Here is a 13,155-nt window from a genome sequence, read left to right as displayed (position 1 = left end):
CGGGGCGGCCGGCGCGGGGAGCGAGAGGTCGGGCCGATGAGCGGTTCCGGGGTCCGGATCGACGGGAACAGCCTGCGGCTGCCGGGCGGGGTGGTGGTGCGGTTCGTGCGGACGCTGCGGCTCCCGGAGACCGGGACGCATCCGCTGCCGCCGGGGCTGGGCGAGTTCCCGGTCCGGCGGGTGGCCGATTTCGCCGACCGGGTGCCGGACGAGTGGCGGGAGCGCGGCGGCGTGATGCTGCCGGTGTATCTGCGCGAGGCGATGTGGCTGAGTTTCGCCGGCACGACGGAGCCGGCCGCGCTCCAGGTCGGCGTGGGCAAGGTGTGCGCGGTGTCCGGCAAGCCGTGGCGCAACCGGCTGTCCCGGCGCCCGCAGAACTACGTGGTGCTCCCCCGCCAGCCCTGGCTGGACGGCATCAACTCCGGCAAGGGCACGGTCCGCCAGTTCGTGGCCGTGCCGCTGGGGCTGGGTGCGACCGTGGAGGGGCAGGTCACCGGTGAGGAGGTGTGGGGCGGGGTGCAGCTCCAGTCCTTCCCGCTGAAGGAGGAGGTGCTCGCCGAGTGGCGGCGCCGGGAGCGCGAGCGGCAGGCCGCGGCGTTCGGCGGCTACGGCGCGGCCGCGCCCGTGGCCGCGCCGGCCCCCGGCGGCCCTCCGGGGTCGCCGCCGCCCGCGCCCGCCATGGCCTTCGGCGCGCCTCCGCCGCCGGCCGCCGCCCCGCGGCGCGCCGCGGCCATGGGGCTCGGCGTCGGCGGCTCGATGCGGCAGGAGGTCTACCGGGACGACCGGTCGCTCAAGGACTGGGCCGGAGAACCGGCCGGGCGGGTGTTCGTCCACCTGGTGACTCCCCCCGAGTGGCGCCGGATCACCGGCGAGGCGCCCCCGCCGTCGCCGGTGGACCGGGCGGCGTACACCCGGGCGGGCCTGCCCTGGTACGACTACTACGACGACGATGCCGAGGACCTCGCCCCGACGGACACCCTGGGGAGCGTCAAGCCGGTCGGCGAGTGGCTCGGGGACGACCTGGACCCGTGGCAGAACCCCTCCACCGGCCAGGTGACGCCGCTGAAGGACGCGCCGGGCAAGCCGGTCGAGGACGGCGACTGGTAGGGCCGTCCGGTCCGGCCCCCGTCCCCCTGCCCCGGCCGCCTCGACCCGCCTGCCCGCGGACTCGTCCTGTTCGGCCTCGCGGTCACCGGCGGGCGCCGCGGGCGCCGGGCGGCTGATCGAGAACCTCCCCACGGGTTGCTTCCTGCGCAACGCTCGTTGCCCTTCTTGCCCTTCAGGGTGTGCGCGGGCCAGGGTGTCTGTCACGAGCGGGGCGACCGACGACCTGAGGTGCGGCATGGACACGGAGGCACGGGCGGCGGGAGAGGGATCTCCCGCGCCCCGGCGGGAGCGGCGGCACGGTGGCGGCTGGACCAGGCGCCGGTTCGTCGGGGCCGCGGCCGGCGCGGCGGCCGTCGTGGCGGTGCCGTCCCCCGCTGCCCCGCCGGCGGGCACACCGTCGCCGTCCACGGAGAGCGGGCCGAGGGCGGCCGCGCCGTCCCGGAAGCCGTCCGGGCCACGCCCGCTGTACCTCGGCACCTACACCTCCGTCGAGGGCGGCGGCACCGGGATCGGCCTGGCGTCGTACGACCCGGAGTCGGGCCGGATCACCGGGTCGGGCACGCTCGCCGGGGTCCCCGACCCGTCGTATCTCGCCGTGCACCCGGACGGCCGCACGCTCTACGCGGTGGACGAGCGGCAGGACGGCGGGGTGACGGCCGTACGCCTGGCGGACCGGCGCGTCCTCGGTACGCGGAGCACGGGCGGCGCGGGTACCTGCCATCTGTCGGTGCACCCCACGGGACGCTGGCTGCTGAGCGCCGACTACGGCTCGGGCAGTGTCACCGTGCATCCCATCGACGCCTCGGGCGCCCTGGGTGAGCGCACCGACCAGGTCACGCACGGCTCCCCGCCACCCGGCCCCGGTCAGCGGGGCCCGCACGCCCACCAGTTCGTCACCGGCCCCGACGGCGGACACGTCCTCGCCGTGGACCTCGGCACCGACACCGTCTACAGCTATCGCCTCGATCCCGGGAAGGGCACGCTCACGGAGGTGGCGCGGGCGCACACGCGGCCGGGCGCCGGTCCCCGCCATCTGACCTTCCATCCGGGCGGCCGGTACGCCTATCTGGCCAACGAGGTGGACGACACCGTGGCCGTGTGCGCCTACGACCCGCGGTCCGGCCGGCTGGACATCGGTGAGCCTCGGCCGACGGGGTCGGACGGCGGCACGAACTATCCGGCGCAGATCCTGGTGACGGCGGACGGCCGGTACGCCTTCCTCGCCAACCGGGGGCACAACAGCCTCGCGCGGTACGCCGTCGAGGCCGACGGGGCCCGGCTGCGGCTGCTCGGCACCGTGCCGGTGGGCGGGGACTTCCCGCGGCAGATCGCGTTCTCGCCCGACGGCCGGCTGCTGTTCGCGGCGAACCAGCGTTCCGGCACGGTCACCGTCTTCCATGTCGATCCGGACGGCGGCGGACTCCGCCTGGGCGGCGAGCCGTTCGCGTCACCCGTCGCCGTCTGCGCGCTGCCGCTGTAGCGCGCGGGGGCAGCCGGCGGCACCGGCCTGCGCCAGCAGGGCGTGCATGCGCTCGGTGAGCTGGGTGACGTCGTCGGCGGGCGTGTGGAAGGGCAGCCGGACGTCACCGTGGGCGCGGGTGCGCTCGATGCGCAGGGTCAGTCCGTGCCGGTCGACCGCGAGGGGCACCACCCGGGTCGCGGCGTGCAGGCTCTCGGGGCGCACCAGACGGGTGAGCCGCTCGACGGCGTCCGGGTGGGCGTCGGCCAGGTGGGTGAGCAGCCGGGCCTCGGCATCCGCGAGCGGGTCGGGCCGGGCCGTGGTGAACTCGTCCAGGTCGACGACCACCGGGCCGGAGGCCTGCCGGAGCACCACCCGGGTGGGCCGGAAGAGGAGGGCGCCCCCGGACGGGGCGAACCAGCCGGAGAGCCAGAGCCGGGCGCGGATGCGGTTGCGCACGGGTACAGGGGCCACGTCGGCGAACTCCAGCAGGGCGGAGGGCTCCTGGCGCGGGGCGCACAGGGCCGCCGCGAACAGGCCGCTGTCGTCGGGTACCGCCAGCCGTACCGCGCCGTCCTCGGTCACGGTGTGCGCGCCGACGTACTCCTCGCGCACGCCGTCCGCGGTCACCGCGCACGACCACGCGGTGGCCGGCACCGAGCGCGCCCGTTCCGCCGCGCCGGGGGCGGCCGTCCAGTCCTGCCTGTCACCCATCCCGGGCCTCCTTAGGTAAGCCTTGCCTAACCTATCGGAGATCCGGGCGCGCGCCAACCACTCCGCACCGGCGGACAGGGTTACGCGAGGACACCCAGCAGGGCGCGGGCGCACAGGTCGCGCACCTGCTCGCGACCCAACTCACCCTCGCCGCGCAGCCATTCGAGACAGACGGCGGTGGTGAAGGCGAGCCAGCCGCGCACCGCCAGGCGCACCTCGGGAGCGGCCGCGAAGGCCGGCCCGAACTCGGGGTCGGCGGCGAGCGCGGCCAGGATCTGCTTCTCCTGCGCGGCCAGGGCCTGCCGGTAGACCCGGCGCACGGCCTGGTCGCCGGCCGCGTCGGCCCGGTGGAAGGCGCGGAAGCCGTGGGCGTGGGCCTGGACGTAGCCGAGGTAGGTGTCGAGGCCGGCGGTGAGCTGCTCGCGCGCCGGCACACCGGGCTCGGCCGCCGTCATCCGCAGCATGCGGGCGCTCTCCCGCTCCACGACGGCGGCGAAGAAGTCCCGCTTGGTCGGGAAGTAGTGGTACAGCAGCCCGCGGGAGACCCCCGCGATCTCGGCGACCTGCTCGATCCGGACCTCGTCGTAGGGGTCCTCCGAGAACAGCCGCGCGCCGACCGACAGCAACTGCTCGCGCCGCTCCTCGGTGCTGAGCCGGCGCCGGGCGCGCTCCCCCTGGTTCGCGGGCATGCCGTCACTCTACTTGACGTCGGTTCAACAACAGGTCGACACTGGAAACACGTTATTGAACCCACGTACAACACGGCGCCACCGTTCCAACCATCCGCTGGATCAAGGGAGATCGCGTCATGGCCGCGACGACGCAGACCACGGAGGCCGGGCTGCCCAAGGGATTCCGGAGCGCCGAGCAGGGCTGGCCCGAGCTGCACCGCATCCCGCATCCCCCGCACCGGGTGCCGCTGCTCGGCGATGTGCTGGGCGCCGACCGGCACCGGCCCCTCCAGGACTCGATGCGCTTCGCCCGGGCGCTGGGCCCGATCTACCGGCGGCGGGCCTTCGGCAAGGAGTTCGTGTTCGTGTGGGGCGCGCGGCTCGCCGCCGACCTCGCCGACGAGTCGCGGTTCGCCAAGCACGTCGGACTGGGCGTCGCCAACCTGCGGCCGGTGGCCGGGGACGGCCTGTTCACCGCCTACAACCACGAGCCCAACTGGCAGCTGGCCCACGACGTCCTCGCACCCGGGTTCAGCCGTGAGGCCATGGCGGGCTACCACGGCATGATGCTGGCCGTCGCCGGCCGGCTCACCGACCACTGGGACCGGCGGCAGGCGGCCGGGCACACGGTGGACGTGCCCGGGGACATGACCCGGCTGACGCTGGAGACGATCGCCCGGACCGGGTTCGGGCACGACTTCGGCTCCTTCGAGCGGGACCGGCCGCACCCCTTCGTCACGGCGATGGTCGGCACGCTCACCTACGCGCAGCGGCTGAACAGCGTGCCCGGGCCGCTGGCCCCGCTGCTGCTGCGCGCCGCCGCCCGGCGCAACGCGGCCGACATGGACCACCTCAACCGCACCGTCGACGGCCTGGTCGCCGCCCGGCGGCGGTCCGGCGGCGGCGAGGGGGACCTGCTGGACCGCATGCTGGCGACCGCGCATCCGGTGACCGGCGAGAAGCTGTCCGCGGAGAACGTCCGCAAACAGGTGATCACGTTCCTGGTCGCGGGCCACGAGACCACCTCGGGGGCGCTCTCCTTCGCCCTCTACTACCTCGCCCGGCATCCCGAGATCGCCGCCCGGGCCCGCGCCGAGGTGGACCGCGTCTGGGGCGACACCCCGCTGCCGGGCTACGAGCAGGTCGCCAAGCTGCGTTACGTCCGCCGGGTGCTGGACGAGTCGCTGAGGCTGTGGCCGACCGCGCCGGCCTTCGCCCGCGAGGCCCGGCAGGACACCGTCCTCGCCGGGGACCATCCGATGCTCCGGGGCGCGTGGGCCCTGGTGCTGACGCCGATGCTGCACCGCGAACCGGAGGTGTGGGGCGAGGACGCCGAGCGGTTCGACCCGGACCGCTTCACCGCGGCGGCGGTCCGGGCCCGGCCGCCGCACACCTTCAAGCCCTTCGGCACCGGCGCGCGGGCCTGCATCGGCCGCCAGTTCGCCCTGCACGAGGCGACCCTCGTCCTCGGCCTGCTGCTGCGCCGCTACGAGCTGCGTCTGGACCCCGGCTACCGGCTGACCGTCGCCGAGCGCCTGACGCTGATGCCGGAGGGCCTGCGGCTGCGGCTGGAACGGCGGCCGGTACCGCCGAGCGGGGCCGGCGAGGAGCATGACGAAGGGGCGCGGGCCGCGCGAGCGGCCACGACGGAACCGCGGACGGACGAGGGCGCGTCACGGCCCACGCACGGCGCGGCCACACAAGCGGCGCCCCCGGCGTCAGCCTCCCGCTGTCCAGTGCACCGGTCGGCCGACTGACTCCGGCAGCCGGGTACCGGCGCTCCCCCGGGCCGCGTTGACCTGCGGCTGGGTGAGGAAGAAGGCGCCGGTGAGGTCGGCGTCGGTCAGGTCGGTGTCGCGCAGGTCGGCGCCGATGAGGTCCGCGCCGCGCAGATCGGCTCCGGTGAGGTCGGCGGCGATCAGACAGGCACCGCGCAGGCTCGCCCCGCGCAGGTCGGCGCCCTTGAGACGGGCGCCGATCAGGTCCGCGCCCCGCCGGTCCTTGCCCTTGCCCTTCCCCTTGCCGCCGGCGCCGGCCCGGGCCAGCTCGCTGGTGCGCAGCAGCAGCACGTTGACCTCCTGCCGGTGCGCGGCCACGTCCAGCGCGGCCAGTTCCCCGGGGGTCCCCCGGGTGAGCCGCTCGGTCCGCTCCAGCGCCTTCCGCAGCTCGGGGTGGACGGGGCGGGCGGCGGGCAGGCCCAGCGCCTCCGTGAGGTACCACAGCAGTTCGTGCAGCTGCCGTACGACCGGGAACACGTCGAACATCCGGCGGGCGTCCTCCTTGGAGCCCGTACGCCAGTCCTGTCCGCCGAAGGTGATCCGGGAGACCTTCTGACCGGCGCCGAAGCAGTCGTAGACCGTGCAGCCGCTGAATCCCTTCTGCCGCAGGTCGGCGTGGATGCCGCAGCGGTGGTCGCCCTGGAGGTTCGGGCAGGGCTTGCCGGCGGGCTTGTTCAGCGCGAAGTCGGCGGAGCGGGCGAAGGGCAGGGCGACACAGCACAGCCCGAAGCACTGTGCGCAGTCGCCGCGCAGGTCGGAGGGGTCGGTTATCTGGTCCGGCATGCCCACAGCCTACTGACCTGCACCGCCGCCCCGCCCGTCACCGCCCGCGGCACGGTGACGGACCCCGTGCGACCGGGCGACGCGCGCGGCACCCGTCAGACCGGGGTGCCGGGGGCCCGGACCAGACGTTCGACCGCCTTGGCCACGAGGCCCGCCCCGTCCTCGCCGGCCATGTGCCGCGCGGCCCCGGCGGCGGCCCGGGCGTACGTCTGCCGGCTCGTGACCAGATCGAGCGCGACGGCGAGCCGTTCGGCGGTGAGGGCGCGCAGCGGGATCGGCTCGGGGGCGGCACCGAGCGCGGCGAGCCGGGCGGCCCAGAAGGGCTGGTCCGCGGTGACCGGCACGGCGACCGCCGGCACTCCGGCGCGCAGGGCGGCGGCCGTGGTGCCCGCCCCGGCGTGGTGGACGACCGCGGCCAGCCGCGGGAACAGCAGGGCGTGCGGCACCTCGCCGACGGTGATCACGTCGTCCCCCTCGGCGGAGAGCCCGGCGGCACCCGACTGCAGGATGCCGCGCAGCCCGGCGCGCCGGAGCGCGTGCACGGCGAGTTCGCTCAGCCGCTCCCCCTCTCCGGACGCCATGCTCCCGAAGCCGACGAGGACGGGGCGGGGTCCGGCCACGAGGAAGTCCTCCAGGGCGGCGGGCAGCCGTTCACCGGAGCCGACGTGGGGCCAGAAGGTGCCGGCGACCTCCAGTCCGGGCCGCCAGTCGGCCGGCCGGGGCACGAGGGCCGTGCTGAAGCCGTGCAGCACGGGCCAGCCCGCCTCCTCCCGGCGCCGGCGCATCGCCGCGGCGGACAGGTGCGGCAGCCCGAGGCGGCGGCGCAGCGCGGCGACCGCCGGCTCGTAGACACGGTCGGCCATGCGGAGGGCGAACCGGCCCGCCGCCCGGTTGCCGGCCCGGCCCAGCGAGCGGGTGCCGGTGACCACGGGCGGGAAGTCGCCGGTCGGTGCGGTCGGCTGCAGGTACACGCCGAGGCTCGGGATGCCGGTGGCCTCGGTGAGGTGCCAGCCGAGCTGGGCCGTGGTGGCCGACAGCAGGAGCAGGTCCGTGCCGTCGGCGACGGCGTCGGCGAATCCCCGGCCGAGTTCGGTGACGAACCCCGCGGCCGTGCGCATCAGTTCGCGCCGGCCGCCGGCCTTCCCGTGCGCCCGCGGATCGGCGGGCAGCCGCCGAAAGCCCAGGCCGGCGTCCTGGACGAGGGAGGCGAAGCCGCCGGTGGCGGCCAGCGTCACCTCGTGCCCGGCGCGGGCCAGTCCGGCGCCGATGCCGGTGTAGGGCGCGACGTCGCCGCGGGATCCGGCCGTGGCGATCAGGATTCTCATGGGTGCTCCTCGGGATCGGTGCGGGAGCCGTCACGGCGGGAGGCGTTGGCGTGGATCGCCTTGCTCACATAGGCGGCGAGGCCGGGACGTTGCTGTGACGGCGGGACGAGGAGGGCGAAGGCGCGCGGATCGGCGGCGAGGTCGTCCGCGATGCGCCGGTGCGTGTCCGATGTGCAAGGGGTGAACCACCGGCTCAGGTGGCGGCGGTGGCGCTCGGCGAGGTCCATGGCCCGCTCGCCGTCGGCCGGCCGGCCCGCGTCGAAGGCGGCGAGCAGCTCGGCCCGCCAGGCGGCGGCCTCGTTCATGAGCTGCCGCCAGTCCTCCTTGGTGTGGGCCCGGGCCCGTGCCATCGCCTCGCGGTACGCGGCCGAGTCCCGCCACTTCAGCTGGGCCTCGGTGGCGTAGCTGAGGTCGAAGGAGATCTCGCCGAAGACCTCGAAGCGTTCCTCGGGGGTGAGCGCCACCCCGGTCCGCTGCACCTCGATGGCCTGCTCGGCCACCTCCGCGAGGCGTTCCAGCCGGGCGATCTCCTCACGCAGCCGCCGCTGCCGCTCCCTCAGGTGGTGCAGGGCGTCGGCCCCCGGGTCGCGCAGGATGACGGCGATCTCCTCGAGCGGGAAGCCCAGTTCGCGGTAGAAGAGGATCTGCTGCAGCCGGGCCAGGTCGGCGTCGCTGTAGAAGCGGTAGCCGGCGGGGCTGCGTTCGCCGGGCGAGAGCAGCCCCGCCTTGTCGTAGTGGTGCAGCGTCCGCACGCTCACCCCGGCGAACGCCGCGACCTGCCCGACCGAGTAGCCCATCCGCCCGCCCTTTCGTCCGCTCACAGCCTTGAGCCTGACGTAGGGGGAGGGTCAACTCGGCAGGGTGCCGGCTATCGGCCGAACAGCTCGAAGGACACCGCGGGCCGGCCGCCGAAGCGCTTCCCGGTGGCGGTGGTGGTCTCGGTCAGGAAGTCGCGGACGTATGCCTCCGGTTCCTGCTCGGTCAGCGCCTCCAGGTAGGTGCGGTGTTCGAGCAGCGAGCGCATCGCCCGTTCCAGGCCGGGCGTGGCGTCGACGGCGTGGGTCGGGGCGCTGGAGCCGGCGACGGCCACCCAGCGGACGCCGTTCCACGGTTCGAGGCCCTGCTCGGCGAGTTCGGGGAAGATCCAGCGGTTGCCGGCGTCGGCCGCGGCGTCCAGGGTGGCGCGGCCGACGGCGACGTGGTCGGGGGTGTTCCAGACGACACCGCCCCAGGTGTCACGGTGGTTGAGGGTGATGACGAGTTCGGGGCGGTGACGGCGGATCGCGGCGGCGATGTCGCGGCGCAGCGCGGGGCCGTACTCGATCACGCCGTCCCGGTGGTCGAGGAACTCCACCGTGTCGACGCCGACCACGGCCGCGCTGGCCCGCTGCTCGCGCTCGCGCACCGGGCCGCAGCGGGCGGGGTCCAGGGTGTCGATGCCGGCCTCACCCCGGGTGGCCAGCACATAGGCGACCTCGCGGCCGCCGTCGGTCCAGGCGGCGACGGCCGCCGAGCAGCCGTACTCCAGGTCGTCGGGGTGGGCCACCACGGCCAGGGCGCGCCGCCAGTCGTCGGGCAGGGGCAGCAGCTCGGTGATCTTCGCCTCGGTCATGGGCGGCACACTACGCGCACACCGGCGCGCGCCCGGTCGGGGCGCGGGGTCAGACCTCGTCCCGGGCCAGGGCCAGCAGCCGGTCCAGGACGCGCGGCGCGCCCGTGCGCAGGCCGTCGTGCTCGAACTCGTCGGTGACCCAGGTGCGCAGGCCGCGGATGGCGCGGGCGGTCCCCAGCGAGTGGGCGGTGTCGACGTACATGTCGTCGTGGTAGACGGCCGCGGCGACGGGGACCTCGTTCACGGCGAGGCGCGCCGGGTCGTACAGCGGGCGCCAGTCGGTGCGGGCGGCGAGCAGTTCGGCCGTCTCGCGCAGGGGCCGCAGGGCCGGATCGGTGTCGAACGTCCAGGGGTGGACGGTCTCGCCGGTGAAGAGCACGGGTCCGTCGCCCGCGAGCGCCTTGGCCGCGTCGAACTGCGGGAACTCGGCGCGGACGCGTTCGGCGGCCCAGTCGGTGGGGCGGACGTCCTGGCCGTAGATCGACTCGTGGACGAGGGCGTAGAGGGGGTGCGAGGCGTACGACAGCAGGGCCTGCGCCTCTTCCTGGAAGGCGTCGGACAGCTCCGGGCCGCCGGCGGCGCGGACGAAGGCGTCCTCCAGCAGGTGGTGGAGCCGGTGGCTGCCGTCGCCGGTGCCGAGCATCAGGCCGAGGGACTGGAAGGCCTCCACCGTGAGGCGGTAGCCGTTCGGCAGCACCACGTCGTGGCCGAGGAGGTGGTCGGCGATCCGGCGGGCCCGTTCCACGTCCTGCGGGTAGCGGGCGTAGTGCGCGGCGACCTTGCGCTCGATGCGCGGGTAGGCGGCGCGGTAGACGTCGTCGGCGTGGGCGTGCAGGGAGGGCAGGCCGCCGGTGACGATCGCGGTGCGGACGCCCTCGGGGGCGAGGGAGAGGTACGACACCGTGCAGAAGCCGCCGAAGCTCTGGCCGAGCACCGTCCACGGGGCGCCGCCGGTGAGCCGGGGCCGGATGGCCTCGCAGTCGCGGACGATGGAGTCGGCGCGGAAGTGGGTGAGGTAGTCGGCCTGGGCGGCGGGGCCGCCACGCAGCGGGAGTGTCTGCCGGGTGGCGGGGGTGGAGCGGCCGGTGCCGCGCTGGTCGAGCAGCAGGACGCGGAACTCCTTCAGGGCCCGGTCGAGCCACGCCTGACGTCCGACGAAACGATTCGCTCCGAACCCGGGGCCGCCCTGGAGGTACACCAGCCAGGGCAGGTCCTGCCCGGACTTGTCGCTCGCCACCGCCTCGCGGGCGTACAGCTCGATGGTCTCGCCGCCCGGGTCGGCGTGGTCGAGGGGCACGGTGAAGTGGCGGTCGGTGAGGACGACGCCGGGCTGGCGGTAGCTGTGACTCAACGGGGCTCCCGGGACGGACGGCACGGACGCGTCCCAGTTCAGCACAGGAACGAGCCCGGGCGGAGCCCCGGGATCATGGATTGTTACTGAACTTCGGGTCAGCGCCCGACCAGGCTGGAGCGGCGCACCACCAGCTCCGGCTGGAGCACCACCCGGCGGTGCTCGTGGGGCCGTCCGCCCTCGCCCTGCTCGGTCTCCTCCAGGAGCAGTTCGGCGGCGAGGGCGCCCAGGGTGACGGCGGGCTGGCGTACGGAGGTGAGGGGTACCGCCGCGGCCGCGGCGAACTCGATGTCGTCGTAGCCGACGATCGCCAGCTCGTCCGGGACGCTCACGCCGGCCGCGTACAGGGCCTGCAGAACGCCGAGGGCGAGCAGGTCGTTGGCGCAGAACACGGCGGTGGGACGGTCCGCGAGGCCGAGCAGGCGGGCGCCCGCGTCCCGGCCGGCGGCCACGTCCAGACGTTCGGTGGGCAGCTCGCGCAGCGCCTCGGGACCCAGTCCGGCCTCCGTCAGGGCGGACAGCGCGCCGGTGCGCCGGTCGCGGACCTGGTTGAGTCCGGGCGGACCGCTGACGTACGCGATCGAGCGGTGCCCGGCGTCCACCAGATGGCGGACGGCGAGCGCGCCGCCCGCGACGTCGTCCACGGAGACCGAGCACTCGGTGGTGCCCTCGGCGACCCGGTCGACCAGCACGAACGGGATGCCGTGCCGGCGGAAGGTCTCGATGTTGCGGCCGGTGGCGTCGGCCGGGGTGAGCAGTACGCCCCGCACCCGCTGCTCGGCGAAGAGCGACAGGTACTCCGCCTCCTCGGCCGCGTTCTGCGCGCTGTTGCACACCATCACGCCGAGCCCCGCCTCCCGCGCGGCCCGCTCGGCGCCGCGCGCCACGTCCACGAAGAACGGGTTGCCCATGTCGAGCACGAGCAGCCCCATGATCCGGCTGCGGCCCGCCCGCAGCTGGCGCGCCGACTCGCTGCGGACGTAGCCGAGCCGGTCGATCGCGGAGAGCACCCGGGCGCGGGTCTCTCCGGCGACGGTGTCCGGGCGGTTGATGACGTTCGACACCGTGCCCACCGACACTCCGGCGGCACGCGCGACATCCTTGATACCCACCGACTGGGCCATCGGGCTTTGGACCTCCGGGGAACGAGGGCGGCGGGACGACCTTCACATTACCGTCACGCCGACAGGGCGAAGTCCGCCACGTGCGGGCGCCGGGACGGCCGTGCCGAGCCGAGCCGGTCAGAAGTCGAACCGGTCGATGTTCTTCGCGTCGAACACGGTCGGCCTGCCCAGATTGATCACGCCGTCCTCGCCGATGGTGTACGTCGCGTTCCCGGCCTGGAACGTCTCGCCCTCCTTGCCGGTGATCTGCCCGGAGGCCAGCGCGACCGCGGTCCGGGCCGCCAGGTCGCCCAGTGCGGCCGGGTCCCACAGTTCGAAGGCTTCGACGGTGCCGTTCCTGACGTACTTGCGCATGTCGTTCGGGGTACCGAGACCGGTCAGCCTGACCCGGCCCTTGTACTTGGACCCCGACAGATACTGGGCGGCCGCCTTGATGCCCACGGTGGTCGGCGCGATGATCCCCTTCAGGTCCGGGTGCTCCTGGAGCAGGCCCTGGGTCTGCTGGAAGGACTGCTGGGCGTCGTCGTTGCCGTAGGCGATCTTGACGAGCTCGACGTCCTTGTACTTCGGGTCCTTCAGCTCGTCCTTCATGTAGCCGATCCAGGTGTTCTGGTTGGTGGCGGTCTGGGCGGCCGACAGGACCGCGATCCTGCCCCGGTAGCCGATCTGCCGGGCGAGCAGCTGCACCTCCGTACGGCCCAGGTCCTCGGCACTCGCCTGCGAGACGAACGCGTTGCGGCAGCCGGGTTCGGTGTCGGAGTCGTAGGTGACGACCTTGACGCCGTTGCTCATCGCCTGCTTCAGCGCGGTGCACAGCGCACCCGGATCCTGCGCGGACACGGCCATGGCGTCCACCCGCTGCTGGGTGAGCGTGTTGACGTAACTCACCTGCCCGGCGGTGTCGGTGGCGCTGGACGGACCGACTTCCTTGTACCGGGAGCCCAGTTCGGCGAGCGCCTTCCGGCCGCCCTTGTCCGCGCTGGTGAAGTAGGGGTTGTTGACCTGCTTGGGCAGGAAACCGACGGTCAGCCCCTTCTTGGTGGCCGCGTTCGGGTCGGCCTTGCCTGCGGTGGCGGCGGAGGCGTTGTCGGCCTTGACGTCGTCCTTGGTGGTGCCGCCGCAGGCGGTGAGGGCGAGAGCGAGGGAGGTGCCGGCGGCGAGGGCGGCGCAGGAGCGGCGGATGACGGATTCCGGCATGACGAGGGTCCTTTGCAGGGGGTGTGGCCCCTTC

The 13,155-nt window shown here is 74.6% G+C and carries 12 protein-coding genes; 3 read left to right on the top strand and 9 right to left on the bottom strand.

Going from position 1 to position 13,155, the window contains the following annotated elements; all coding sequences use genetic code 11:
- Window positions 1-36: 36 nt before the first annotated feature.
- Complete coding sequence (locus tag FHS34_RS19360) at window positions 37-1,107, top strand: hypothetical protein (protein ID WP_184966994.1); 1,071 nt, start codon at window positions 37-39, stop codon at window positions 1,105-1,107.
- Window positions 1,108-1,342: 235 nt separating this feature from the next.
- Window positions 1,343-2,587: a lactonase family protein gene (locus FHS34_RS19355; RefSeq protein ID WP_184966992.1), complete on the top strand. Its 1,245-nt coding sequence runs from the start codon at window positions 1,343-1,345 to the stop codon at window positions 2,585-2,587.
- On the opposite strand, the gene FHS34_RS19350 is transcribed toward FHS34_RS19355, so the two are convergent.
- Both FHS34_RS19350 and FHS34_RS19345 read right to left on the bottom strand, forming a co-directional pair.
- Window positions 2,555-3,280 carry a DUF2470 domain-containing protein gene (locus FHS34_RS19350; RefSeq protein ID WP_184966990.1) on the bottom strand — a complete coding sequence of 242 codons (726 nt, stop codon included), beginning with the start codon at window positions 3,278-3,280 and terminating at the stop codon, window positions 2,555-2,557. The genes FHS34_RS19355 and FHS34_RS19350 overlap by 33 nt on opposite strands.
- 80 nt (window positions 3,281-3,360) lie before the next feature.
- Window positions 3,361-3,969, bottom strand: a complete 609-nt coding sequence (locus FHS34_RS19345) for a TetR/AcrR family transcriptional regulator (protein WP_184966988.1) — start codon at window positions 3,967-3,969, stop codon at window positions 3,361-3,363.
- 119 nt (window positions 3,970-4,088) lie between these two features.
- On the opposite strand from FHS34_RS19345, the gene FHS34_RS19340 reads away from it, so the two are divergent.
- On the top strand, window positions 4,089-5,708 hold the full coding sequence (locus FHS34_RS19340; protein WP_184966985.1) for a cytochrome P450: 1,620 nt from the start codon (window positions 4,089-4,091) through the stop codon (window positions 5,706-5,708).
- Here the strand turns inward: FHS34_RS19340 and FHS34_RS19335 are convergent.
- The 7 genes from FHS34_RS19335 to rhaS all read right to left on the bottom strand — a co-directional run bounded on the left by FHS34_RS19335 (window position 5,670) and on the right by rhaS (window position 13,121).
- On the bottom strand, window positions 5,670-6,512 hold the full coding sequence (locus FHS34_RS19335) for a pentapeptide repeat-containing protein (protein ID WP_184966976.1): 843 nt from the start codon (window positions 6,510-6,512) through the stop codon (window positions 5,670-5,672). The genes FHS34_RS19340 and FHS34_RS19335 overlap by 39 nt on opposite strands.
- Before the next feature lie 95 nt (window positions 6,513-6,607).
- Complete coding sequence (locus tag FHS34_RS19330; RefSeq protein WP_184966974.1) at window positions 6,608-7,837, bottom strand: glycosyltransferase; 1,230 nt, start codon at window positions 7,835-7,837, stop codon at window positions 6,608-6,610.
- Window positions 7,834-8,634: a MerR family transcriptional regulator gene (locus tag FHS34_RS19325; protein WP_184967218.1), complete on the bottom strand. Its 801-nt coding sequence runs from the start codon at window positions 8,632-8,634 to the stop codon at window positions 7,834-7,836. Before FHS34_RS19325 ends, FHS34_RS19330 begins: the two co-directional genes overlap by 4 nt.
- 71 nt (window positions 8,635-8,705) lie before the next feature.
- Window positions 8,706-9,449, bottom strand: a complete 744-nt coding sequence (locus FHS34_RS19320) for a PIG-L deacetylase family protein (RefSeq protein WP_184966972.1) — start codon at window positions 9,447-9,449, stop codon at window positions 8,706-8,708.
- A 49-nt stretch (window positions 9,450-9,498) separates the two neighbouring features.
- Window positions 9,499-10,800, bottom strand: coding sequence for an alpha/beta fold hydrolase (locus FHS34_RS19315; RefSeq protein ID WP_184966970.1), 1,302 nt, complete (start codon window positions 10,798-10,800; stop codon window positions 9,499-9,501).
- A gap of 98 nt (window positions 10,801-10,898) precedes the next feature.
- Window positions 10,899-11,924, bottom strand: a complete 1,026-nt coding sequence (locus tag FHS34_RS19310) for a LacI family DNA-binding transcriptional regulator (RefSeq protein ID WP_184966968.1) — start codon at window positions 11,922-11,924, stop codon at window positions 10,899-10,901.
- Between the two features lie 117 nt (window positions 11,925-12,041).
- Window positions 12,042-13,121 carry a rhamnose ABC transporter substrate-binding protein gene (gene rhaS, locus FHS34_RS19305; RefSeq protein ID WP_184966966.1) on the bottom strand — a complete coding sequence of 360 codons (1,080 nt, stop codon included), beginning with the start codon at window positions 13,119-13,121 and terminating at the stop codon, window positions 12,042-12,044.
- Window positions 13,122-13,155 lie beyond the last annotated feature (34 nt).

This window comes from Streptomyces echinatus (genome assembly GCF_014203595.1).
Classification (GTDB): domain Bacteria; phylum Actinomycetota; class Actinomycetes; order Streptomycetales; family Streptomycetaceae; genus Streptomyces; species Streptomyces echinatus.
This window is presented reverse-complemented; position numbering and strand designations above follow the sequence as displayed.

What these genes read in the sequence shown, in the direction of transcription:
- FHS34_RS19350 (WP_184966990.1), bottom strand. Translation starts at nt 3,280, where the DNA reads ATGGGTGACAGGCAGGACTGGACGGCCGCCCCCGGCGCGGCGGAACGG.
- rhaS (WP_184966966.1), bottom strand. Translation starts at nt 13,121, where the DNA reads ATGCCGGAATCCGTCATCCGCCGCTCCTGCGCCGCCCTCGCCGCCGGC.
- FHS34_RS19355 (WP_184966992.1), top strand. Translation starts at nt 1,343, where the DNA reads ATGGACACGGAGGCACGGGCGGCGGGAGAGGGATCTCCCGCGCCCCGG.
- FHS34_RS19345 (WP_184966988.1), bottom strand. Translation starts at nt 3,969, where the DNA reads ATGCCCGCGAACCAGGGGGAGCGCGCCCGGCGCCGGCTCAGCACCGAG.
- FHS34_RS19330 (WP_184966974.1), bottom strand. Translation starts at nt 7,837, where the DNA reads ATGAGAATCCTGATCGCCACGGCCGGATCCCGCGGCGACGTCGCGCCC.
- FHS34_RS19335 (WP_184966976.1), bottom strand. Translation starts at nt 6,512, where the DNA reads ATGCCGGACCAGATAACCGACCCCTCCGACCTGCGCGGCGACTGCGCA.
- FHS34_RS19340 (WP_184966985.1), top strand. Translation starts at nt 4,089, where the DNA reads ATGGCCGCGACGACGCAGACCACGGAGGCCGGGCTGCCCAAGGGATTC.
- FHS34_RS19310 (WP_184966968.1), bottom strand. Translation starts at nt 11,924, where the DNA reads ATGGCCCAGTCGGTGGGTATCAAGGATGTCGCGCGTGCCGCCGGAGTG.
- FHS34_RS19325 (WP_184967218.1), bottom strand. Translation starts at nt 8,634, where the DNA reads ATGGGCTACTCGGTCGGGCAGGTCGCGGCGTTCGCCGGGGTGAGCGTG.
- FHS34_RS19360 (WP_184966994.1), top strand. Translation starts at nt 37, where the DNA reads ATGAGCGGTTCCGGGGTCCGGATCGACGGGAACAGCCTGCGGCTGCCG.
- FHS34_RS19320 (WP_184966972.1), bottom strand. Translation starts at nt 9,449, where the DNA reads ATGACCGAGGCGAAGATCACCGAGCTGCTGCCCCTGCCCGACGACTGG.